At 55.9% G+C, this 23,346-nt stretch carries 16 protein-coding genes and 3 rRNA genes; 10 read left to right on the top strand and 9 right to left on the bottom strand.

Annotation, left to right across the window (positions count from 1 at the left end):
• The first annotated feature begins 6 nt into the window (after positions 1-6).
• The 6 genes from BBPC_RS09035 (at position 7) to BBPC_RS09010 (ending at position 9,446) form a co-directional block, all read left to right on the top strand.
• Positions 7-885, top strand: a complete 879-nt coding sequence (locus BBPC_RS09035; protein WP_004223916.1) for an alpha/beta hydrolase — start codon at positions 7-9, stop codon at positions 883-885.
• Between the two features lie 484 nt (positions 886-1,369).
• A 16S ribosomal RNA gene (locus BBPC_RS09030) occupies positions 1,370-2,897 on the top strand.
• Positions 2,898-3,349: 452 nt separating this feature from the next.
• A 23S ribosomal RNA gene (locus BBPC_RS09025) occupies positions 3,350-6,431 on the top strand.
• A 213-nt stretch (positions 6,432-6,644) separates the two neighbouring features.
• A 5S ribosomal RNA gene (gene rrf, locus BBPC_RS09020) occupies positions 6,645-6,762 on the top strand.
• Together the 16S, 23S and 5S rRNA genes form the textbook arrangement of a ribosomal RNA operon.
• A 247-nt stretch (positions 6,763-7,009) precedes the next feature.
• Positions 7,010-7,573: an alkyl hydroperoxide reductase subunit C gene (ahpC, locus tag BBPC_RS09015; protein WP_033524429.1), complete on the top strand. Its 564-nt coding sequence runs from the start codon at positions 7,010-7,012 to the stop codon at positions 7,571-7,573.
• 103 nt (positions 7,574-7,676) lie between these two features.
• Entirely contained in the window at positions 7,677-9,446 is a 1,770-nt protein-coding gene (locus BBPC_RS09010) for an FAD-dependent oxidoreductase (RefSeq protein ID WP_004223385.1), read from the top strand.
• A gap of 145 nt (positions 9,447-9,591) precedes the next feature.
• On the opposite strand, the gene BBPC_RS10200 is transcribed toward BBPC_RS09010, so the two are convergent.
• The 9 genes from BBPC_RS10200 to BBPC_RS08975 all read right to left on the bottom strand — a co-directional run bounded on the left by BBPC_RS10200 (position 9,592) and on the right by BBPC_RS08975 (position 18,224).
• On the bottom strand, positions 9,592-9,714 hold the full coding sequence (locus tag BBPC_RS10200; RefSeq protein WP_004223384.1) for a hypothetical protein: 123 nt from the start codon (positions 9,712-9,714) through the stop codon (positions 9,592-9,594).
• A gap of 399 nt (positions 9,715-10,113) precedes the next feature.
• Positions 10,114-11,127 (bottom strand): carbohydrate ABC transporter permease, encoded by a 1,014-nt coding sequence (locus BBPC_RS09005; RefSeq protein WP_034885812.1) that lies wholly within the window; start codon positions 11,125-11,127, stop codon positions 10,114-10,116.
• A 57-nt stretch (positions 11,128-11,184) separates the two neighbouring features.
• Positions 11,185-12,117: a carbohydrate ABC transporter permease gene (locus tag BBPC_RS09000; protein WP_004221058.1), complete on the bottom strand. Its 933-nt coding sequence runs from the start codon at positions 12,115-12,117 to the stop codon at positions 11,185-11,187.
• A gap of 127 nt (positions 12,118-12,244) precedes the next feature.
• Positions 12,245-14,053, bottom strand: coding sequence for a glycoside hydrolase family 13 protein (locus BBPC_RS08995; RefSeq protein ID WP_004221055.1), 1,809 nt, complete (start codon positions 14,051-14,053; stop codon positions 12,245-12,247).
• A 31-nt stretch (positions 14,054-14,084) separates the two neighbouring features.
• Positions 14,085-14,282, bottom strand: a complete 198-nt coding sequence (locus BBPC_RS10150; RefSeq protein WP_231857856.1) for a hypothetical protein — start codon at positions 14,280-14,282, stop codon at positions 14,085-14,087.
• Between the two features lie 80 nt (positions 14,283-14,362).
• Positions 14,363-15,100, bottom strand: coding sequence for a LacI family DNA-binding transcriptional regulator (locus tag BBPC_RS08990; protein WP_226594553.1), 738 nt, complete (start codon positions 15,098-15,100; stop codon positions 14,363-14,365).
• 9 nt (positions 15,101-15,109) lie between these two features.
• The gene (locus BBPC_RS08985; RefSeq protein WP_004221050.1) at positions 15,110-16,453 is read right to left on the bottom strand and encodes an ABC transporter substrate-binding protein; all 1,344 of its coding nucleotides are present in this window, start codon (positions 16,451-16,453) and stop codon (positions 15,110-15,112) included.
• A 364-nt stretch (positions 16,454-16,817) separates the two neighbouring features.
• A complete protein-coding gene (locus BBPC_RS08980) occupies positions 16,818-17,135 on the bottom strand; it encodes a type 1 glutamine amidotransferase family protein (RefSeq protein WP_004221047.1) in 318 nt (105 codons plus the stop codon).
• A gap of 45 nt (positions 17,136-17,180) precedes the next feature.
• Complete coding sequence (locus tag BBPC_RS08975) at positions 17,181-18,224, bottom strand: LacI family DNA-binding transcriptional regulator (protein ID WP_004221045.1); 1,044 nt, start codon at positions 18,222-18,224, stop codon at positions 17,181-17,183.
• A gap of 356 nt (positions 18,225-18,580) precedes the next feature.
• Here BBPC_RS08975 and BBPC_RS08970 point away from each other — a divergent pair, with 356 nt between their 5' ends.
• The 4 genes from BBPC_RS08970 (at position 18,581) to BBPC_RS08955 (ending at position 23,338) form a co-directional block, all read left to right on the top strand.
• A complete protein-coding gene (locus tag BBPC_RS08970; protein WP_004221044.1) occupies positions 18,581-19,492 on the top strand; it encodes a carbohydrate ABC transporter permease in 912 nt (303 codons plus the stop codon).
• Positions 19,492-20,469 carry a carbohydrate ABC transporter permease gene (locus BBPC_RS08965; RefSeq protein WP_004221042.1) on the top strand — a complete coding sequence of 326 codons (978 nt, stop codon included), beginning with the start codon at positions 19,492-19,494 and terminating at the stop codon, positions 20,467-20,469. Before BBPC_RS08970 ends, BBPC_RS08965 begins: the two co-directional genes overlap by 1 nt.
• Positions 20,470-20,583: 114 nt before the next feature.
• Positions 20,584-21,969, top strand: coding sequence for an ABC transporter substrate-binding protein (locus tag BBPC_RS08960; protein WP_033524398.1), 1,386 nt, complete (start codon positions 20,584-20,586; stop codon positions 21,967-21,969).
• Positions 21,970-22,060: 91 nt separating this feature from the next.
• Positions 22,061-23,338: an enolase C-terminal domain-like protein gene (locus BBPC_RS08955; protein WP_004221037.1), complete on the top strand. Its 1,278-nt coding sequence runs from the start codon at positions 22,061-22,063 to the stop codon at positions 23,336-23,338.
• The last annotated feature ends 8 nt before the right edge of the window (positions 23,339-23,346 follow it).

Genomic DNA, 23,346 nt, shown 5'->3' with positions numbered 1-23,346 from the left:
TGCCAAGTGATTTCCGACTTGGACCAGGATGATTTCGGATATCCCGTGAATATCGAGCAGGTTACATACGTGACCCGTCAGCTGGCTGATGACAGCAGTGTTGATTTGCCGATGTGGGTGTTCACGCCTGGCGTTGACAATATGCCCGAGGGCGCAATGCCGGAAGGTGGTTGGCCAGTGATTGTGTTTGTGCGCGGTTCGGCATTCCACGAGCAGAATGTGACCGATTGCTCGAATTATTTCGTGCGTATTGCCGAGCAGGGGTATGTGGTGGCTGCGCTGAAGTATCGTCACAGCGATATTGCGCCGTTCCCCGCGCAGATGCAGGATTGCAAGACTGCGGTGCGTTTCATGCGCAAGAATGCCGAACGCTTCCATTGCAACAAGGATCGTATTGCGCTGTGGGGCGATTCTTCGGGCGGTCATACGGTGTTGATGGCTGGGTTCACTGGCAATCGCGCGCCTGATACGGATGCCTATGCCGAGGAAAGCGTCGAAGTGAACGCGATCGTGGATTGGCATGGCCCTACTGATTTCGCGAAGATGAACTTTTATCCGAGTTCGCAGAACCACAGTGATCCGCAGTGCCCGGAAGGTGTGGTGATTGATGGCGGTGACGTGCTTGAACATCCGGATTTGAGCGCCCCGGCTTCGCCTATGACTTATCTGAGTGCCGATATGCCCACTCCGTCAACGCTGATCATGCATGGTGGCCGCGATCAGTTGGTGCCGTTCAATCAGAGTTGTCGCCTGTATGCCACGTTGAAAGCGCTTGGCAAGGATGTGACGTTCTACAAGCTCGATAACGCCTGCCATGCCTGTTACGGATTCCGTAGCGCTCGCGCATTGCGTTTGGTGTTCGATTGGCTTTCCGATCGTCTGTGACTTGCTGTGATGCGCTGTTGATCTGCTGATTGCCGTGTTGTTGCGTTGTGTGACACGCGGCAATCAGCTTTTTCTGACGATTTTTGGGTTGTGCTGGAGTTGGTTTTGCGATTTATGGTGTAAGAAAGACGGATTTCGACACGCCGACGCTTTCCAGTGTTTGCAAGGGTCCGCGTCTTGTTTCGTCATGCCCGATTTGCGTGGAATGGGATTGTGCTGTAGGTTTATCTCTTGCTGCCGCTCGGCGAGTGGTTCCCCGGTTGGGGTGCCTCGAGGCGGGTGAGCGGTGGTGGTTTGAGAACTCAAGAGCGTATTTGTACTACTTCTTTATAGTCAATGATTGCCAGTTCATCGTCCGCTCGTTCGCGAGTGGCCGGGAGGCCTTGAAGGACGGTGAGGTTTTCGTGCGATGCGCCTTTCCTTATAAGGCGATCGTCAATTTTCTTGTTTTTGAGAGTCACATGTTGGCTTTCTGCAAAGTTTTTTTGTGGAGGGTTCGATTCTGGCTCAGGATGAACGCTGGCGGCGTGCTTAACACATGCAAGTCGAACGGGATCCATCAGGCTTTGCTTGGTGGTGAGAGTGGCGAACGGGTGAGTAATGCGTGACCGACCTGCCCCATACACCGGAATAGCTCCTGGAAACGGGTGGTAATGCCGGATGCTCCGACTCCTCGCATGGGGTGTCGGGAAAGATTTCATCGGTATGGGATGGGGTCGCGTCCTATCAGGTAGTCGGCGGGGTAACGGCCCACCGAGCCTACGACGGGTAGCCGGCCTGAGAGGGCGACCGGCCACATTGGGACTGAGATACGGCCCAGACTCCTACGGGAGGCAGCAGTGGGGAATATTGCACAATGGGCGCAAGCCTGATGCAGCGACGCCGCGTGCGGGATGACGGCCTTCGGGTTGTAAACCGCTTTTGATCGGGAGCAAGCCTTCGGGTGAGTGTACCTTTCGAATAAGCACCGGCTAACTACGTGCCAGCAGCCGCGGTAATACGTAGGGTGCAAGCGTTATCCGGAATTATTGGGCGTAAAGGGCTCGTAGGCGGTTCGTCGCGTCCGGTGTGAAAGTCCATCGCTTAACGGTGGATCTGCGCCGGGTACGGGCGGGCTGGAGTGCGGTAGGGGAGACTGGAATTCCCGGTGTAACGGTGGAATGTGTAGATATCGGGAAGAACACCAATGGCGAAGGCAGGTCTCTGGGCCGTTACTGACGCTGAGGAGCGAAAGCGTGGGGAGCGAACAGGATTAGATACCCTGGTAGTCCACGCCGTAAACGGTGGATGCTGGATGTGGGGCCCGTTCCACGGGTTCCGTGTCGGAGCTAACGCGTTAAGCATCCCGCCTGGGGAGTACGGCCGCAAGGCTAAAACTCAAAGAAATTGACGGGGGCCCGCACAAGCGGCGGAGCATGCGGATTAATTCGATGCAACGCGAAGAACCTTACCTGGGCTTGACATGTTCCCGACAGCCGTAGAGATATGGCCTCCCTTCGGGGCGGGTTCACAGGTGGTGCATGGTCGTCGTCAGCTCGTGTCGTGAGATGTTGGGTTAAGTCCCGCAACGAGCGCAACCCTCGCCCTGTGTTGCCAGCACGTCATGGTGGGAACTCACGGGGGACCGCCGGGGTCAACTCGGAGGAAGGTGGGGATGACGTCAGATCATCATGCCCCTTACGTCCAGGGCTTCACGCATGCTACAATGGCCGGTACAACGGGATGCGACACGGCGACGTGGAGCGGATCCCTGAAAACCGGTCTCAGTTCGGATTGGAGTCTGCAACCCGACTCCATGAAGGCGGAGTCGCTAGTAATCGCGGATCAGCAACGCCGCGGTGAATGCGTTCCCGGGCCTTGTACACACCGCCCGTCAAGTCATGAAAGTGGGTAGCACCCGAAGCCGGTGGCCTAACCCTTTGTGGATGGAGCCGTCTAAGGTGAGACTCGTGATTGGGACTAAGTCGTAACAAGGTAGCCGTACCGGAAGGTGCGGCTGGATCACCTCCTTTCTACGGAGTTTTTCAGGACGCCGGTCTGGCGTCCGTCGTGTGGCCCATGCGCCGGGGATGGTTCCCGGGTTCGTGTGGGCGTGCTGGTGTGGAAGAGATCGTTGGCTTCGCGGGTCCTTGGGGCCGGCGGGGAGTGGTGCGGATATGCTTTTGGGTTCCCGGACCGCCACCCGCATCCGTTTTGGGTGCGTGCGGTTTTCCGGATGCCCCTGGTGGGACGCCGTCGGCCTTGCGGGCCGCGGGTCGGGTCCGGTCGGGGCGCGTGGTGGTTTGAGAACTGGATAGTGGACGCGAGCAATGCGATGATGTGATGTCATCGTTTGCTTTATCGCGATTTCGCCAGGCTTCTTTTTTGGAGTCTGGTTTCGAGATCGATCGTTTTGTGATCATTTTTTACAGTGTGATGATTTGTCGTCTGGCGTTTGAAGCTATCATTGGGTTTTTTCGGGGCGTGTGCCGCCCTGAAGGGCGTATGGTGGATGCCTTGGCAGACAGTACCGATGAAGGACGTTTGAGGATGCGATAAGCCTCGGGGAGCCTCCAACATGGCTTCGATCCGAGGATTTCCGAATGGGGCAACCCGCCGGCCGTCATGGGCCGGCACGGAACCTTGTTGTTCCGGGGGTACGCAGGGAAGTGAAACATCTCAGTACCTGCAGGAAGGGATACTCCGTGAGTAGTGGCGAGCGAAAGCGGATCAGACCAAACCATGGGCGCGTGATACCCGTCGGGGGTTGCGTTCGTGGTGTTGCGGGAGCGTGTGTCCCGGTTCCGACGGACCGGGCGGGAGTCATAAAACGGCTTGCCAGGGGAACAGGCTTGAAGGCCTGGCCGCAGAGGGTGCCAGCCCCGTACCTGGAAGCTTGCCGTCTTCCGATCATGTGTCCCAAGTAGCGCGGGCCTCGTGGAATCCCGTGTGAATCGGCCCCGACCGTGGGGTAAGTCTAAGCATACCTGTCTGACCGATAGCGTACCAGTACCGTGAGGGAAAGGTGAAAAGCACCCCGGGAGGGGAGTGAAAGAGTTCCTGAAACCGTGCGCCTACAATCCGTCGGAGCCTCCTTGTGGGGTGACGGCGTGCCTATCGAAAAATGAGTCTGCGAGTCAGTGGTGCGTGGCGAGGCTAACCCGTGGTGGGGGAGCCGTAGCGAAGGCGAGTCTCAAAAGGCGTTTTGAGTCGCGCGCCCTGGACCCGAAGCGGGATGATCTAGCCCTGGGCAGGTTGAAGCGCGGGTAAGACCGCGTGGAGGACCGAACCCACCTGGGTTGAAAACCGGGGGGATGACCTGGGGCTAGGGGTGAAAGGCCAATCAAATTCCGTGATAGCTGGTTCTCTCCGAAATGCATTTAGGTGCAGCGTCGGTTGATTGCATCGCGGGGGTAGAGCTACTGGATGCTTGCGGGCCCGTGTCGGGTACCAATAGCAGCCAAACTCCGAATACCGTGGATGTGTATTCCGGCAGTGAGTCGGCGGGGGATAAGCTCCGTCGTCGAGAGGGAGACAGCCCAGATCGTCGTCTAAGGTCCCGAAGCGTGTGCTAAGTGGGAAAGGATGTGGAGTCGCATAGACAGCCAGGAGGTTGGCTCAGAAGCAGCCATCCTTGAAAGAGTGCGTAACAGCTCACTGGTCTAGTGGTTCCGCGCCGACAATGTAGCGGGGCTCAAGCACACCACCGAAGACGCGGCAGCGGCCTTTGCGGCCGTTGGGTAGGAGAGCGTCCCGCGTGGGGCGAAGCGGCCGGGGAACCGTGCCGTGGACCGCGCGGGAGTGAGAATGCAGACATGAGTAGCGAGAGACGGGTGAGGATCCCGTCCGCTGGATGACCAAGGGTTCCGGGGCCACGTTCGTCGTCCCCGGGTGAGTCGGGTCCTAAGGCGAGGCCGACAGGCGTAGTCGAATGGATGAACGGGTGGATATTCCCGTACCGGCGGCGTACCGTAAGAGCCGAACGGATGAGTACTAACCTCCGGTCGCGTGGCGTCGTTCCCTTCGGGGTTCGGGGTCCGCGGTCGTTGGGAGCGTAGTCCTGGTAGGCTAGCGCACAGGGGTGACACGGAATGGGAGCCGGCCGCGGAGGTGGTTTTCCGTGGTCAAGCACGCAGCCCGTCCCATAGGCAAATCCGTGGGACGCATAGGGTGAGGTGTGATGATGGGCGTCCTTTGGACGCGATATCCGGTGGTCCAGGCCGTCGAGAAAAGCCTCGGCGCGAGGGGCGTCGCCGCCCGTACCCCAAACCGACACTGGTGGTCAGGTAGAGAATACCAAGGCGATCGAGCGAATCCTGGTCAAGGAACTCGGCAAATCACTCCCGTGCCTTCGGTATAAGGGAGACCCCCGGGCGTGAAGAGGCTTGCCCTCGGAGCGTTGGGGGGTGGCACAGACCAGGGGGTAGCGACTGTTTACCAAAAACACAGGTGCATGCGAAGGCGCAAGCCGCTGTATATGCACTGACGCCTGCCCGGTGCCGGAAGGTTAAGAGGATCCGTCAGCCCCTTTTGGGGTGAAGCGGTGAATTCAAGCCCCGGTAAACGGCGGTGGTAACTATAACCATCCTAAGGTAGCGAAATTCCTTGTCGGGTAAGTTCCGACCTGCACGAATGGCGTAACGACTTCCCCACTGTCTCGACCAGGAGCTCGGCGAAATTGCAGTACGAGTAAAGATGCTCGTTAAGCGCAGAAGGACGAAAAGACCCCGGGACCTTTACTATACCTTGGTATTGGCGTTAGGCGCGGATTGTGTAGCATAGGCGGGAGGCTTCGAAGCATGGGCGCCAGCCCGTGTGGAGCCGCAAGGTGAAATACCGCTCTGTTCTCGTTTGACGTCTAACCTCGAACAGTCATCCTGTTCAGGGACAGTGCCTGGCGGGTAGTTTAACTGGGGCGGTTGCCTCCCAAAGAGTAACGGAGGCGCTCAAAGGTCCGCTCAGCCCGGTTGGCAATCGGGTTTCGAGTGTAATCGCACAAGCGGGCTTGACTGCGAGAACGACGGTTCGGGCAGGGACGAAAGTCGGAGATAGTGATCCGGTGCCGGCGCACGGGCGCGGCATCGCTCAACGGATAAAAGGTACCCCGGGGATAACAGGCTGATCATTCCCAAGAGTCCATATCGACGGGATGGTTTGGCACCTCGATGTCGGCTCGTCGCATCCTGGGGCTGGAGCAGGTCCCAAGGGTTCGGCTGTTCGCCGATTAAAGCGGCACGCGAGCTGGGTTCAGAACGTCGTGAGACAGTTTGGTCTCTATCCTCTGCGCTCGTTGGAATCCTGAGGAGGCCTGCCCATAGTACGAGAGGACCTGGGTGGACGGACCTCTGGTATGCCGGTTGTCGCGCCAGCGGCATGGCCGGTTGGCTACGTTCGGGAGGGATAACCGCTGAAAGCATCTAAGCGGGAAGCCTGCTCCAAGATTAGGATTCCTTGACGCTCCCCGGAGCGTCCGAAGCCCGCATGTTGAACACGTGTTCGATAGGCCGGAGGTGGAAGCCCCGCGAGGGGTGGAGCCGACCGGTACTAACGGGCGAACGCGGCACACTTTTTCCGACCCGCTTGTTGGGTCGGGTCTCGTCCTGTGGTGGTTTCTTTCGTTGGATGGCAAGGAGCATTGTTTCTTGTGGTCACGGAAACGATACCGGTGAAGCGTTTGGTTGCTCGCGTCCGTTGTCCGGTTCCCGGACCGCCACGATCGGAATCGTGGCGTGGTTCCGGTTCTGCCGGCCGATCCTTGTGGTTGGCCGTTATATTGGTTTTGCGGTGGTCATGGCCCAGGTGAGACGCCCGGTCCCTTTCCGAACCCGGAAGCTAAGGCCTGGTCGCGGCGATGGTACTGCACTCGAGAGGGTGTGGGAGAGTAGCACGCCGCCGCATTCAACGTCGGGGTTCCCGTCGAGCGTGACGCTCCGGGAACCCCTTTTTTTGTCTTTTGGTTCTTGTTTCCCGCGGCGCGCGGGAGGCTCCCAATCCACAACACCCTTGCATCGCATGGTCCGTCAGCGTGACTGTTAGTAATGATGTGATGAGGCTCACGCGTTACGCCCGCGCGGATTCCAGAGAATCACGTTACGATGGAAAACGGCAGAAGCCCGATAATTGACAATCAGCGAAAGGACCGATGATGACTCTCCTGCAGCATGAACTGACCGATTTTAAGGTGAACGCGTTCCAGAACAACGAGTTCCATGAGGTGACCAAGGCTGATGTGCTCGGCCACTGGTCCCTGTTCTTCTTCTACCCGGCTGATTTCACCTTCGTGTGCCCCACTGAACTTGAGGATCTGGCCCGCAACTACGCCAAGTTCAAGGAAATTGGATGCGAGGTCTACTCTGTCTCCTGCGACACCCACTTCGTGCACAAGGCATGGCATGACGCCAATGAAAGGATCGCCAAGATTCAATATCCGATGCTTGCCGACCCGACCGCTCTATTGGCCAAGGATCTCGACACCTACAACGAAGTCGATGGCATGGCCGAACGCGGTGACTTCATTGTGAGCCCCGAAGGCAAGGTCGTGGCTTATGAAGTCATCTCTTCCAATGTGGGCCGCAATGCCGAAGAACTGCTACGCCGTGTGCAAGCTTCTCAGTTCGTCCACGAACATGGCGATCAGGTTTGCCCTGCCAACTGGACTCCAGGCGAGGACACTATTGAACCTAGCCTTGATCTTGTTGGTCAACTGTGATCGTCGCTTGACGGACGGCTTGTCAAGCTAATCCGACGGGGTGCCCAGGAGAATCCTCCGGGCACCTCCTGAATAGCCAGATCAAGGCACGAAGGGAGTCGTTATGTCTCGAAATGATTTGTACGATGTCATAGTCATCGGCGGCGGTCCCGCTGGTCTGACGGCGGGATTGTATTTGGCCCGTGCCCGATATCGCGTACTGATTCTCGAGAAAGATGATTTTGGCGGACAGATCACCATCACCAATGAGGTGGTCAACTATCCGGGCGTTGGCCGCACCACTGGCCGTGCGCTTACCCAGACCATGCGTCAACAGGCGCAGGATTTCGGCGCTGAATTCCTTTCCGCCGAAGCCATCGGCCTCGACGTGCATGGCGATGTCAAAACCGTGCATACTTCGCGCGGCGACTTGAAAGCTTTTGGTATTCTCATCGCCACCGGTGCCAGCCCACGCAAACTAGGGTTCGAAGGGGAGTCCGAATATGCTGGCCGCGGTGTGGCCTACTGCGCCACCTGCGATGGCGAGTTCTTTGCCGGCAAGGAAGTACTGGTGGTCGGCGGAGGGTTCGCAGCAGCCGAGGAATCCGTGTTTCTGACCACATACGCCTCCAAAGTTACCGTTCTCGTACGGGAACAGGACTTCACTTGCGACGCTGCGGTGGCCGCCGCAGCAAAAAACAATCCGAAGATCGACGTGCGTTACCAGGTCGAGCTGCAAGGTGTCACTGCCGGGCAAGGTGGTTTACGTGAAGCTTCGATCCTAAACCGGGCCACTGGCCAGACCGAAACGTGGAAACCTGTTGATGGCGGCACGTTCGGCGTGTTCGTGTTCGCCGGATATGTGCCCGCCACGAATCTGGTGCGCGGCGTGGTGGAGCTGGACGATTATGGTTACGTGGTCACGCACGGCTATCTCGAAACCTCGGTGCCGGGCGTGTATGCAGCCGGTGATCTGCGGGCCAAGAACCTGCGGCAAGTGGTTACTGCCACCGCCGATGGCGCTATTGCCGCAGTGGAGTTGGAACGGTACGCCAAGCGGATGAGCGAGAAAACCGGTTTGACGCCACAGCGCCCGGTCTCTTGCGCCTACGAGCAGTCCACAACGAAGACAGATGCTGCCTCGTTGGACGCTACAGCGCCTACACCTACGCCTGCGCCCGCCACCAAACGCAACGCCGATGCCGCGGCGAACGCCGTTAGGAAGCCCGGCGAATTGTTCTCCGACGCCACCAGACAGCAGCTCAACGTGGTCTTTGGCCGCATGTCTCGGCCGGTCACGCTTGCTCTGGAACTGGACGATACGCCGCTGTCCACGGAACTGCGGGGATTCATCGATGCGTTGGTCGCGCTGTCCGGTGGCAAGCTGAAATCGACGGTGGATGATGGTGAGTACGAGAAGGATGATACGGGTCGTGCGGTATTCGACGTCGACAGCGTGCTGCCGGCAGCGCGTCCATGCGTGCGCATGGTGGTGGATGGCGAGCCGACTGGTCTCGCCTTCCATGGCGTGCCCTCCGGTCATGAATTTAATTCGTTCGTGCTGGGCCTGTACAACGTGGCTGGTCCTGGTCAGCCGTTGGGCGATGATCTGATCGAACGGGCAAAGTCCATTGCAAGCCCGCTGAATATCATGATTCTCGTCTCGCTCACCTGCACGATGTGCCCGGAGACAGTGCTCGCCTCCCAACGCCTCGCCTCGCTAAACCCTGCCGTGCGCGCCGAGGCCTACGACGTTTCGCATTTTCCTGAGCTTAAGGACCAATACGGCGCAATGAGCGTGCCCTGCATCGTCATCACACGGGCCGACGGCACGCAGCGGGTCGAGTTCGGCAAGAAGAGCATTCCGCAGATGCTCGAATTGGTCGGCGCGTAACCGCGATTTGTTTCGACTGGCCGCCGGACGGTCTGTAACGGGCGGGGAGGTCTCCGCCCGTTACAGGAGCATATATGAGAACGCCTCGGCTGCTGAACCGGTTCATCACAGCAGCCGAGGCGTTTGATAAAGACTTTTAGGAATCTTACTTGCTGAAAACCTTCTTGAACAAGGTGGAGGAGGCTTTGGCGAAGGCGAACTGGCTGAGGCCGGCATCCATGGAAACGGTGTTGGCGCTGGCGATCTGGTCGAAGGTATTGTTCTGCATTTTTCTTCCTTTCACGCGGCTCGTCGTTTCGTTTGTTGGTTCATGCTTCGTGCGGAGCCGTTTTTCCGTTGTGGCTTCATTGTAGGCATACCTCTGATGTGAAATCTCGTCAGTTTCATCGCTTCTTTTGTATCTTCATCTAGTAAACAGAAATAAATGCTTGTGATGGAGACATGTTGCATATACAGGGGTGCTTCATGGAGGCTGATTCTGTGTGAAGCTCGGATGCTATCCGCATATCTCGGTTGCCGCAATACATGAAGAGGTGTGTGCAAGTATTAGATGCACACACCTCTTCATCTTGTTTTATTCTGTCCTCCTTATGCACATAATGCGCCTTCGATTACCGTTTTTCGTCAACAATCGTGGTGCGGGGCAGTCGGTGGGACTGTGGCTCCGTTATTCTTTGACGGCGCCGGCCGAGAGACCGGACTGCCAGTACTTTTGCAGGCACAGGAACGCGATGACCAGCGGGACGATCGTGATCAACGAGCCCGTGATCACCAGGTTCTGGATCGCCTGACCGCCAGCGGTGCTCGCCTGGTCCTTCCACTGGTTCAGACCGATCGTCAGCGGATACCAGTTCGAATCCTTCAGCATGATCAACGGCAGGAAGTAGTTGTTCCACGTCGCCACGATCGTGAACAGGGCCGTCGTCACGATGCCCGGAGCCAACAGCGGCAGGGACACCTGAAAGAACGTGCGGAACTCTGAAGCTCCATCAACTCGCGCGGCTTCAAGCAATTCCGTCGGAACCGCCTGCTCGGAGAAGATCCACATCAGGTACAGGCCGAACGTCGACACCAGGCTCGGGATGATCATGGCCCACGGGGTGTTCGTCAGGTTCAGCTTGGCGAACAGCAGGAACTGCGGCACGGCCAGGGCGATGCCCGGCACCGAGATGGCGCCGATGATCACCGCGAACACGGCCTTGCGTCCCGGGAAACGGAACTTCGCCAGGCCGTACCCGCCCATGATGGCGAGCAGGGTCGCGCCGCCGGCGCCCACGACCACGTACAGGATCGTGTTCAGGAACCAGCGTCCGAAGATGCCGTCCTGGTAGGTGAACACGGTCTTGATGTTGTCCCACAAAGCGAACGTGCGGCCGAAGCCCAGACCGAACGTGGACGTGAAGTCCGCCTGCGTCTTCGTGGCGTTGATCAGCAGGTACACGAACGGGAACAGGCAGTACACCGCGAACAGCGCGCACACGATGGTCAGCAGCGTGCTCCTGCGCGGGTTCGCCACGTTCGCGAAGCCGGACTTCGCAGCCCTCTTGCGCTCGGCCTTCTCGTCGCGCGCGACCCTCTTGAGGCGTTCCTTCTCGGTCTTTTTCGCGGCCTTCTCCTGGGCTTTGAGCTCCTGAGCGGTGAGCCTCTGCTCCGTGCCCGCGGCGATTGTTGCGTCACTCATTTTCGATGCTCCTTAGCGTTTCTTCCCCTATATGCGGATGGTTCGCGCCACCGGGCGTTACTTCATCTGCTCCTTCATGCTGTTGAGCTGTACCGCGTACGCGATCGCCATCGTGATCACGGCCATCGTGATCGCCAGGGCGGCGGCGTAGTTCGACTGGTTGCCCGCGAAGCTCAGGTTGTACGCGTACATGTTCGGCGTGTAGTACGTGGTGATCGCGTTGCCCGGCACCATGTTCTGCAGGATGCTCGGCTCGTTGAACAGCTGGAACGAGCCGATGATCGAGAAGATCACCGTGATCGCGAGCGAGCCTTTCAGTTCGGGCAGCTTGATGGACTTGATGATCTGCCACTCGGACGCCCCGTCGATCGAGGCGGCCTCGTACAGCGAATGCGGGATCGTGGACAGCGAGCTGTAGAAGATCAGCATGTTGTAGCCGGTGAACTCCCACGTCACGATGTTGCCGATCGAAGCGAGCAGCACGCTTGGGCTCAGCACGTCGAGGTTCGTGCCCAGCCAGTCGTTCAGGGAGCCGACCAGACCGTACTTCGCGCCGTACATGAAGCCCCACACCAAAGTCGACACCACGGCCGGCACCGCGTACGGCAGGAACGTGGAGATGCGGAAGAACTTCGCGCCGTGCAGCTTCATGGAATCCAACGCCAGGGCCATCGCCGCCGACAGGAACAGCATGATTGGCACCTGCACGCAGGTGAACAGCGCGACCCTGCCGACCGAGCTCCAGAACTGCTGGTCGTGGAACAGGCGAATGTAATTGTTGATTCCCACGAACTGGGTACCCCCGACCATCTGCTTCTGGAAGAAGCTGATGTAGATCGCGTACAGAATCGGAATGATGAACACAAAAGTGAACACCAACGCGAACGGCCACATGAACTTCCAACCACGCCAATCCGCCCGATGCCTGTTCACACGCACCGACGAACTCTTTATTCCCGTAATCTGATTCACGCTTCGCTGCTTTATCATCAATCTTCTTCCTTTGTTATCGATATCTCAATCCGAGTAGTTGCATATAGTTACGTGCGAATCATTCCGGACATCATCGGTCCGGCATTAAGTATTTTCTTGGTATGCGTGTCGTAAAAGTTGTGTTTCACAACTGGACTGTTATCGCCTCCCACGGATCAAGTACGCCATCATGCATAGATTTGAAAGCGTGAGCTGTCGAGTAATTGGAAAGCAGTACTTGTTGTTTGTTGTCATTAATTCTGAGTGATTCCGATATGGTTGCCTTTTTTGAAGACAAATTGCAGATCACCATGATGGTTGTATCTTCCAGATGCCGTTGAAAAGCAATGACATCATCGTTTCCCGCATCCATTGGAGAAAAATCGCCGACAGCGATTATCGGCATGTTGTGGCGCATGGCGATGAGCTTCTTGTAGAACGTGTACACGGATTCGGGATCGTCGAATTCCTCGGCTGCGTTGATCTCGACATGATTCGGATTGACGCCGATCCACGGTTCCGTCGCCGCGTCCGGCGCGGTGAAACCTGCATACCTGGAGGCATCCCACTGCATCGGCGTGCGCGAATTGTCGCGGCCGATGAGCGCGAGCGCCGCCATCATCGATTCTGCGGACTGGCATTTTGCTTCTTCCACGCGCTGGCGGTAGCCGTTGATGGATTCCAGGTCGCGATACTGCTCGAGCGTGGTGAAGTGGGCGTTGGTCATGCCCAGCTCTTCGCCCTCGTAAATGTAAGGGGTGCCGCGGTGCATGTGCAGCAGCATGCCGAACGCCTTGGCGCTCAGCTCGCGCGACTCGCGATCAGCGTCGTCGCCCCAACGGGAGACGACGCGCGGCTGATCATGGTTGCAGAAGAACAGGCTGGCCCAGCCGGCGTTCTTCACAGCCTCCTGCTGGTCGGCGAGGCGGGCGCGCAGATTCTTGACTTCGAACGGCACGGTGTTCCACTTGGAACCTTCCTGGTCGATGCCCACGTGGTCGAAGAGGAACAGCATGTCAAGCTCCTTGTGGGCCGGATCGGTGATGAACTCGTTGCGTGCCGGAGTGATGCCCGGCGCCTCGCCGACGTTCATGTAGCCTTCGCGCCCCTCGAACACTTCGCGGCGCATTTCGGCAAGGAACTCGTCGAGCCGCGGACCATCGGAGCAGAACGGGCTTGCGTCCGTGTATCCCTCTTCGCCCATCTCGCCCTCGGATAGTTCCGAGTCGATTTCTCCGGGCAGCCGTCCGTGGCCATCGAGACGTTTTGAGATCAGGGTGATGACGTCCATGCGGAAGCCGTCAATGCCGCGATCCATCCACCAATTCATCATCTTGTAGACGGCCTTGCGCACTTCCGGATTCTCCCAATTCAAATCCGGCTGCTTCCTAGAGAACTGGTGGAGGTAGTATTCGCCGCGCTTCGGATCGTACTGCCAGGCGGAACCGCCGAAATAGGAACCCCACTGGTTCGGCTCGGCACCCGGAGTGCCCGGCTCATGCCCCGGCCTGGCTGGACGCCACCAATACCAGTCGGCATGCGGATCGTCCTTGTCGCGGGAAGCCTGGAACCAAGCATGCTCGTCGGACGTGTGGTTGACCACCAAATCCATCACGATCTTCAGACCGCGCTTGTGCGCTTCGGCAAGCAGCTCGTCCATATCCTCCAAGGTGCCGAACAGCGGATCGATGTCCTGATAGTCGGAAATGTCGTAACCGTTGTCGTCCTGGGGCGACTTGTAGACCGGGGAGAGCCACACCACGTCCACGCCGAGGTCGGCGAGGTAGTCGAGACGGCTGGTGATGCCCTTCAGGTCGCCGACGCCGTCGCCGTTGGAATCCTGGAAGGAACGCGGGTAGATCTGGTAGACCACCGCGTTGGCCCACCACGGGTTCGGGGTCGCGCCGTTGGAACGCACGGTGTCGGGAAGGGTGGAACGATTGAAATCAGTCATATTTTGTTTCCTTAGTAAATCAAGTTCTTCATCAAAGCGATGTTATAGATCCGCGTTGCTTATATATGGGATGAATTAGTGTGGCGTTTTCCTTTCGCTTTATGGTCCCGTCCATGAGATGAACCAGCATATTCATGCCTAGTTGGCACAATTCGGCTGGCATAAGTGGGAATTCATCTATTCGCAGACGTTTACCCATAGAATCCGTGTATGTTCCTGCTGAGACCAACGAAAGATCCTGAGGAATTCTTATTCCACGCTGTCTCGTTGCCGCAACAAGGTTATTCAAGAACAACGGCCCGCCTTGTGTTACGATCGCTGTATTTTTTTATCTGAAATGAACCGTTCAAGTAGGTTCTCTGCAGCATCGAAATCATCATTGTCGGTAAATTCTTCATCTATATGGATTCCGTAACGCGCGGCTGCGGCATGCATTGATGTTCTCAGTCGAATAAGGTAATTCGCGCCTCCAGCGCGTTCATAATCAATCTTTTTCCCTCCTATAAACAGTATTCTGTCATGTCCATTGCGGTGAAGCGTCTGCATAATCATTTCGCCCATTTCGATGAAATCGGTATCAATGCAAGGTACGTTTATTTCATCCATGGGATGTCCGATGGAAATGAAAGGGATGGTCGAAAACTGAGCTAACTCTATCCGGGGATCATTCATGGTCACATCCATAAGTGCGACGCCATCTACCATTCCGGTGTCAATGATGGAACGCAGCTGCTCATCCCCTGTTTCTTCGGTTAGCAGCAATGTTTCATAGCCAAGTTGTCTCGCTGCTTTGAGGAAATTGAGAAAATATGCGCAATAATTGGTGTAGCTGGTGGAATCATGGACGGGCGAGCTCAACGCAACGAAATGAGTCTCTCCATTCAATGGAGCTGGACTGCCGTTTTTCGCTAGGTATCCAAGATCACGTGCGGCCTGTAATACCCGTTGACGAGTTTTTGCTCCTATTGGACGTTTTCCTGTCATCACATAGGAGACTGTGCTGATGGAAACTCCTGCGAGGGCTGCCACGTCCTTGATTCCAACCATTACCATCCTTTATTCGTTCACCGTGAAGCCTTGGCTCTTACCTTGCTCGACAAGCTTGTCCTGCCAAGCCTTCACGCCTTCCTTCATTGTTGTTTGCCCCATGTAAGCGGCTCCTACAGTATCGGTGAAAACGCTTCGTGCGTAAACGTCGTAGGGGAGGAACTCGAACTTGGAAGTGACATGCTTCGCCGCTTCGGCAAATTCAGCGTTGAATTTTTCTCCACCGAAGTAGTCCACTGTGTCTCCATCGGAATTCACCATAGTGGTCTGATTGAGGAATTCATCGTTAGACATGGTCTTTAAATCAGCAGGGAAACCACCCTGATTCACTCGGGACATGATGGCATCAGAATTAGTGCTGGCGAATTCCATGAACTTGTACGCGGCATCGGCGTTCTTCGAAGATGACATCAATGCGAGTGAGGAGCCGCCGTATTCGGAGCTAACGTTCTCCCCGGCATTCCATGTTGGCATTTGAGCGATTCTCCACTTTCCGGCGCCTTCCGGAGCATTGTTCAGGAACATTCCCGGAGCCCATGCTGCGGAAATCACGCTCGCGAATTCTCCAGAACCGATGGAGCGGTACCAGTCGTCGGAACTATCTTTAGTTTTCGTTTCGATGAGTCCTTCGTCAATCATCTTCTGCCAGAAATCGCAGAATTTCTGTACCCCTTTATCGGTAGTGAGCTTGATGGTGACTTTGGTACCATCCTTAGACGTGGAATATGGATGGCCGCCGGCCTGCCAAACCATCGCGTTGAAGAATCCGGCATTTCCTGGGTCGTTGGTGATATATGAGCCAGTTTGTTTGATCTTTTTTGCATCTTGGTAGAATTCGTCCCAAGTTTTTGGAGCTTCGGATATGCCGGCTTTGTCAAACACTTCCTTGTTATAATAAAAAGCCATTGGGCCTGAATCGACTGGCATGCCGTACATGCCGCCATTAAAGTTCACTGCGTTCCAAGTGCCAGGAGTGTAGAAATCCTTATATTTGGCAGTCCCGTAATCATTCAGATTTTTGAGTGATCCCTTAATTGCGTATTCAGGAATTGCATAGTATTCAATCATAGCTATGTCCGGCACTCCACTGCCGGCTTCCAAAGCATTATTCAGCGCCTGATATTCATCTTTACCGCTGCCGGCGTTCGTGAATTTGATGACGATGTTAGGATTTTTCTTCATGAATACTTTGGCGTTGGCTTTGAGGTTGTTGTCCCAAGCCCAAACGTTGACAACTGTCTTACCCTGTTCATCGGTGGTCCCCGCCTGAGTCGTTCCGCATGCTGCCAATGGGAGAATCATCGCCGCTGCGCCACAAAGCGCAATCATTTTCTTCTTCATAAAAAACTTCATCGTTTTCCTTCTTTCTGTTAAGCGGCATCGACGCGGAGTGCAGGTCTGGGCGTCTTGGCCGGTAGTCGATATCCTAAGGCGGGCGAATTTTGGTCAACAAATAATTTCGATGATTTCGATAGTTTTTAGATTTTATCGAAATGCTTGTTCGAGCGGGACTGTACGGTTACGTCATGGGGGGCAAAAGCTTATTGGCAAATGGTCTTTGGTGCGCGATACATGGAAGGCCGGGTAAACCCAGTCCTCAGGAACTCTGCGTTTTTTAATCACAGGAAGGCTCTGTTTTGCGGTGTTTTTCGATGGGGAAAGGAAAAATCGGTGGCTTCCCGCAACAAGCTGGAAGCCACCGATTGGATGATGGCGTTTAGTTCTTGATGATCAGCACGCCATTGAGGTTGATGGTAGCAATCGTTCCATCGCGCTCGACCGACGACATGACGATCGGCTCCCCGTCGGCCGGCAGGCTCTTGGTGATGCCATTGTGGCCCAGACGTGCTCCGCCGTACACGTTGCGCTCATCGCCGTACGCGTTGGACACGATCGCGGGACGTCCGTCCATGCCGGTCCACGGATCATCCTTGAACGATGCGAGCGCCTCCGCATCGTTCCCGATTGGACTAACCGGAACGACATCGGCGGGGGTAAGCGGATGATAGACGGTCTCCTCTGGAAGTGATCTCACGAATGCGATGTTGCTTCCGGAGGATGGCAACAGTGCCGTTGCATGTTACGGCAGTGCTGGCGATGTGCAGCTTTCGCGTTCGACGAGTTGCGTGGGAAGAATGAAGTAATTCTGTTCCACCTTCCCTTCCCGCGCTTCGAGAATCAGGTCGATGCATTGCCTGGCGATGAGGTTGAATGGTTGCCTGATGGTCGTCAGGGACGGACACATGCTTGCCGCAGGATAGACATCGTCGAAGCCGATGATCGATAGCTGTTCGGGCAGACTGATGCCGTGCTGTCGGGCGGCGCGATAGACATTGATTGCGCCGAGATCGTTGAACGCGAAGATGGCGGTTGGTCGGTCCTGTTCCCTCATTTCCAGGAGATCGCATGCCGCTTTGTATGCCTTATCGGATACGTAGTCGCCAACCTTGATGAGATGCGGATCCGCGCTGATGCCGTTTTTCTGCAGCGCCGCCATGTATCCGCTCAGTCGCGCTTGCGAGGATTGTGAATTGGTGGGGCCGGTGATGACGGCGATCCGTCGGTGACCCAATGATATGAGATATTGCGTGGCGAGCATTCCTCCGGTCCAGTTATCAATGCCCACCCCCAATGCGTCAGCGGAGACCTGCCCGACCGGATCGACAATTACATATGGGATGTTCCTCGTCTGCAGTAGCGATTCCTCGGCCGATGAAATATTTGATAAGAGAAGTATGACGCCCAGTGGGTTGCGTTCGATGGCGCTGCGGAGGCAGCTGCTGGCCTCGTTTCTTGTCGCGTGTTCTTCGGAATCCGGTCCGGCGCAGCTTACAGTGATGCCGATGCCAAAATCTCTGGCGTATGAAGTTGCCTCCTTGACCATCTCCACGGAGCCGTTGTTGGTCATTTCGTTGACGACCAGTTCGATTGACCGCATGGTTTTGGTTGTGGGAAGTTTTTTGCGGAATCCGGCTTCTTCGAGGAGCAGTTCCACCCGATCGCGTGTCTCGTCGGAGACTCCATTGCGGCCATTGATGACCTTGGATACGGTGGCGGGGGATACTCCCGCCGCTTGGGCGATATCGGAGACCTTCGGTCTGCTTGTTGTTTTGATTGTGGTCATGACTCTTCTCTTTTCGTATGCACGCTGTAAAAAAGCGTTACCTACAGGATAGCGAAATTTTCGTTACCTTGAAATAGATATTTTATCGGCGTGTTGCTGTCTATATAGCGGAAATGTGTGCCGTGGACGTTGATCTTCTGCTGCTTGCCTGATGGATGTAATGTGCATATATCGTTGCAATAAAGCCTTTCCAAGGCCAAAAAATAAGATAAAGAAAATTTCGCCACGCATAACGAAGTTTTATTTGCTCTTTTTTGCAGAACCTTGTATATTGAACGTACCGATGGATGAAACGGCAATGGCAACGATGTTGTTGGCAGGCTCATTCAGACGGGTTAAGAAGAAAGAGAAAAACTATGACAAATGCAACGGCGAAACCGGATACTTCCGGGATGCGCAAGCCGAAGCGCGAGTACATAGGCATATTGTATTGTCTTCCATACGTGGTGGTCTTCCTGTTCGGCATGATCATCCCAATGTTCTACGCGCTTTATCTCAGCTTCTTCAAGCAGTCCCTTCTCGGTGGCACCACCTTCGCGGGCTTCGACAATTTCATCCGAGCGTTCAAGGATGAGGCTTTGTGGGGCGGCTTTAAGAATGTGCTGATTTACGCGGCGATTCAGATTCCGATGAATCTGATTCTGTCCCTCGTAGCGGCGCTTATCTTGGACTCCCAGAGAATCCGCCATATCGCAGTGCTGCGAATTCTGCTGTTCCTGCCTTATGCCGTCCCAGGCGTCATTGCAGCGCTGATGTGGGGATACATTTACGGCGATAAGTATGGTCTTTTTGGACAAATCGCCGGCATGCTTGACGTAACGGCTCCTAATATGCTGTCGAAGCAGCTCATGCTATTCGCCATCGCAAACATCTGCACTTGGTGCTTCCTTGGCTATAACATGCTGATTTATTATTCTGCACTGATCGGCATTCCGAACGACCTGTACGAATCTGCCCGTATTGACGGCGCTTCGGAGCTGCGCATCGCTTGGTCCGTGAAGATTCCTCAGATTAAGAGCACCATCGTGATGACAGTCCTCTTCTCTGTAATCGGCACGCTCCAGCTGTTCAACGAACCGAACATCTTGCGTACTTCTGCCCCGGACGTGATCAACAGCAGCTATACGCCGAACATCTACACCTACAACCTCGCATTCAATGGTCAGAACGTCAACTATGCTGCTGCCGTCTCTCTGGTCGTCGGCATCATCGTCATGGCCTTGGTCGCCGTCGTTAAGATTATCGGCAACAAGTGGGAGAACAAGTGATGAGTGAAGCAATCGCAAAACCACGTTCCAAGTCGCTGCAGCGCAGAGACGCCAAACTGGCGCTTAAGGCAAGCAAGCGTTACAAGCGCATGCAGCAACGTGAGCCGGCTCCGAAGCTGACCGGCAAGCAGCGTGTGCTCAACTGGCTGCTGCACATCATTATGGTTTTGATGGTCATCTACTGCCTCGTGCCGCTACTGTGGGTCATCTTCTCCTCCACAAAGACCAGTGAGGGCATCTTCAGCTCTTTTGGTCTGTGGTTCGATGACAAGAATGTGTTCTGGCAGAACGTGCAAGACACATTCGCCTACCAGAATGGCGCCTATACCCGCTGGCTGTTTAATACGATCATGTACGCAGCGGTCGCAGGTGTTGGTGCAACCATCATTGCCACTTTCGCTGGGTATGCCATCGCCACCATGCGATTCCCCGGACGTAACGCCCTGCTGGCCGTCACTTTGGCATTCATGTCAATTCCTTCTACGGTAATCACCGTGCCGCTGTTCCTCATGTACTCGAAGATCGGTCTGGTCGGCACTCCATGGGCCGTGATTATTCCGCAGCTGGCTACGCCGTTCGGCTTGTATTTGATGATCATCTATGCGCAGACCTCGATTCCGGTCTCGCTGATTGAAGCCGCGAAACTGGACGGTGCAAGCACTTGGACCATCTTCTGGAAGGTCGGTTTCCTGCTGCTGTCTCCAGGTTTCGTCACTGTACTGCTGTTCACGCTGGTTGGCGTCTGGAACAATTACTTCCTGCCGCTGATCATGCTCTCGGACACCAACGACTACCCGTTGACAGTCGGTCTGAACATGTGGCTGAAGATGGGTGCCCAGGGAACTGCCAACGGTCAGGTTCCGAACAACCTCATCATCACGGGCTCGCTTATCGCAGTTGTTCCGTTGATCATCGCATTCATGTTCCTGCAGAAGTACTGGCAGTCTGGCCTCGCGGCCGGTTCTGTCAAGCAGTGAACCCTCGGCCGCACGGTCCCTACGATCACCCATTCGTTGCCTTGGTGACCGTGCGGCATCCGTCCTTTTGAAAAAACAACAAAATAGTAATTCATGACACACAAAGGAGTAATCATGAAGAAGAAGAGTGTCAGGCTTGTGGCCGCTATCGCGGCGCTGGCAATGACGGCCGGGATCTCGGCATGTGGTTCCGACACTAACGGAAGCCAGGCTAAGAGCGAAGTGACCGCGAAGGAAGTGGAAAGCGCTCTGACCGATACGTCGAAGAACGTCGAACTGACCGTTTGGGCCTATTCCGCCAAGCAGATGGAGCCTACCGTCAAGGCATTCGAGGAGAAGTATCCGCATATCAAGATTAAATTTGTCAACACCGGTGCCGCTGCCGACCATTTCACCAAGTTCCAGAATGTCGTTCAGGCCAATAAAGACATCCCCGACGTTGTACAGATGAGCGCTAATAAATTCCAGCAGTTTGCGGTTTCGGGCGCATTGCTGAATTTTGCCAACGACAGCATCGACAAGGCATGGAGCAAGTTGTACACCAAGACTGCATGGGCTCAGGTGCATTACGCCGGCGGCCTTTACGGTGTGCCACAGGATGCCACGCCATTGGCCAACTATGTGCGAAAGGATATCCTGGACGAACATAACCTGCAGGTGCCAGAAAGCTGGGAAGATATCTACAACGAGGGCGTGAAGCTCCACAAAGAAGATTCCAACAAGTATATGGGAATCCTGGGATCTGACATCTCCATCTTCACCAACCTCTACCGCTCCGTTGGAGCGCGTCTGTGGAAGGTTAATTCCGTGAACGACGTCGAACTGACTATGAACAGCGGAAAAGCAAAGGAATTCACGGAATTCTTGCAGAAGTGCCTGAAGGATGGCGTCCTTGAAGGCGGTACCGTCTACACTGACGAGTTCAACCGTTCGGTCAACGATGGCCGTTATGCCACCTTCATCAGCGAAAACTGGATGGGCAACATGTATAAGGACCAGAACCCGAGCCTCAAGGGAAAGATGGTGGTCACAACTCCGCCATCCTGGAACAACCAGCATTTCCAGTCCTCCTCCGTCGGCTCCATGATGAGCGTGGCTGCGGCATGCCCGAAGGAAAAGCAAGCAGCAGCCCTTGCCTTCATCAACTGGCTCGATTCCGCTCCGGACGCCATCCAGTCTTGGCAGGATACCAACAGCGGCAATTACTTCATGGCGGCTTCCGTCTATCAGGACGATAAGACGGTGCGCGAGAAGAAAGAAACCGATGGATACTTCGCGAATACGGACGTTAACTCGGTCTATTTCGATTCCATGGATAACGTCAATACCGATTGGGAGTATCTCCCGTTCATGTCTCAGGTGGAGGTCGTGTTCAACGACGTCATCGTGCCGGAGATGAATGAGAACGGCGATCTGGTAGGCGCCATGGCCAAGGCTCAGCAGAAGCTCAAGGCATACGCGGAAGACAACGGCTTTAAGGTCACCACTGACGCCGACTGACATCCGGTTGCCCGCCACCGCTAGGGAGGGCGGCCGAATGGCCGCCCTCCCTTTTTGAGATTAAACATTTTTCCAAAGAAGGAAGCGCATCGTGAGCGTTATTACCAAAGTCACCACCTATGATTTCCGATTCCCGACATCGGCCACCTTCTCCGGCTCCGACGCCATGAACCCCGATCCGGATTATTCCTCTGCCTATGTTGTCATCGCCACGGATGCCGGTGATTCCGGCAACGGATTCGTCTTCACCATCGGCCGCGGCAATGATGTCGTCGTCCGAGCCATCGACTCCATGTCCGAAACCCTCATCGGACGCAACGTCGAGGAACTGCTCGACAACATGCGTCTCGCATGGGATATGTTCGTGCGCGATTCGCAGCTACGCTGGCTTGGCCCTGAGAAGGGTGTCGAGCATATGGCAATCGGTGCCGTGCTTTCGGCTCTGTGGGACCTCAAAGCCAAGCGCGCCGGCAAGCCGCTCTGGCTGCTCCTTTCCGAGATGGAGCCCGAAGAGCTCGTTGCGACTCTCGACTTCCGCTACCTGACCGATGCCCTCACTCCGCAGGAAGCCATCGAGATTCTGCGTGCCGCCCAGGAAGGCAAGGCGGAACGCATCGCCCACCTCAAGGAAGTCGGCTATCCGGGATATTCAACCGCAGCTGGATGGCTCGGCTATTCCGACGAGAAGATGGTCCGTTTGGCCAAGCAAGAGACCGAGGTCATGGGCTTCAAGCAGATCAAGCTTAAGGTCGGTCAAAACCTCGAAGACGATCTGCGCAGGCTCAAGCTCGCCCGTGAAGCGGTCGGCCCGGACATCGCCATCGCCGTAGACGCCAACCAGGTCTGGGATGTGCCGCAGGCCATTGAATGGATCGGCAAATTCAAGGACTACGATCTCGCGTGGGTTGAGGAACCGACCTGCCCGGATGATGTTCTTGGCCATGCCGCAATCCAGAAGGCCATCGATCCGATTCCGGTGGCCACCGGCGAACAGATGCAGAACCGAGTCATGTACAAGCAGTACCTGCAGGCTGGCAGCTTCAAGGTCATGCAGATTGACGCGACCCGAGTCGCCGGCCCCCAGGAAATCGTCCTCGAATACCTGCTCGCCAAGAAGTTCGGCGTCAAGGTCTGCCCTCACGCGGGTGGTGTCGGCCTGTGCGAAGCCATCAGCCAGCTTGCGATGTTCGATTACGTGTCCGTCTCTGGCGAGATGGAGGACCGCGTCGTCGAATACGTGGACAACCAGCATGAGTATTTCGTACATCCGACCGTCATCAAGAACGGACGATACGTCGCGCCGCTCGCTCCGGGCAACGGCACGGAGATGAAGCTCGACGAATGCATGAAGTACCTGCACAAGGACTAGTCGGAAGG

It is taken from the genome of Bifidobacterium pseudocatenulatum DSM 20438 = JCM 1200 = LMG 10505 (assembly GCF_001025215.1).
Taxonomy (GTDB): domain Bacteria; phylum Actinomycetota; class Actinomycetes; order Actinomycetales; family Bifidobacteriaceae; genus Bifidobacterium; species Bifidobacterium pseudocatenulatum.
Note: the sequence above shows the minus strand (reverse complement) of the source record. Positions and strands in the feature narration are given on the sequence as shown.

Coding starts and splice junctions, on each gene's coding strand:
- BBPC_RS08985 (WP_004221050.1), bottom strand. CDS start 16,453: ATGAAGTTTTTTATGAAGAAGAAAATGATTGCGCTTTGTGGCGCAGCG.
- BBPC_RS09010 (WP_004223385.1), top strand. CDS start 7,677: ATGTCTCGAAATGATTTGTACGATGTCATAGTCATCGGCGGCGGTCCC.
- BBPC_RS09005 (WP_034885812.1), bottom strand. CDS start 11,127: ATGAGTGACGCAACAATCGCCGCGGGCACGGAGCAGAGGCTCACCGCT.
- BBPC_RS09000 (WP_004221058.1), bottom strand. CDS start 12,117: ATGATAAAGCAGCGAAGCGTGAATCAGATTACGGGAATAAAGAGTTCG.
- BBPC_RS08970 (WP_004221044.1), top strand. CDS start 18,581: ATGACAAATGCAACGGCGAAACCGGATACTTCCGGGATGCGCAAGCCG.
- BBPC_RS08960 (WP_033524398.1), top strand. CDS start 20,584: ATGAAGAAGAAGAGTGTCAGGCTTGTGGCCGCTATCGCGGCGCTGGCA.
- ahpC (WP_033524429.1), top strand. CDS start 7,010: ATGACTCTCCTGCAGCATGAACTGACCGATTTTAAGGTGAACGCGTTC.
- BBPC_RS10200 (WP_004223384.1), bottom strand. CDS start 9,714: ATGCAGAACAATACCTTCGACCAGATCGCCAGCGCCAACACCGTTTCC.
- BBPC_RS08975 (WP_004221045.1), bottom strand. CDS start 18,224: ATGACCACAATCAAAACAACAAGCAGACCGAAGGTCTCCGATATCGCC.
- BBPC_RS08995 (WP_004221055.1), bottom strand. CDS start 14,053: ATGACTGATTTCAATCGTTCCACCCTTCCCGACACCGTGCGTTCCAAC.
- BBPC_RS08990 (WP_226594553.1), bottom strand. CDS start 15,100: ATGGTTGGAATCAAGGACGTGGCAGCCCTCGCAGGAGTTTCCATCAGC.
- BBPC_RS08965 (WP_004221042.1), top strand. CDS start 19,492: ATGAGTGAAGCAATCGCAAAACCACGTTCCAAGTCGCTGCAGCGCAGA.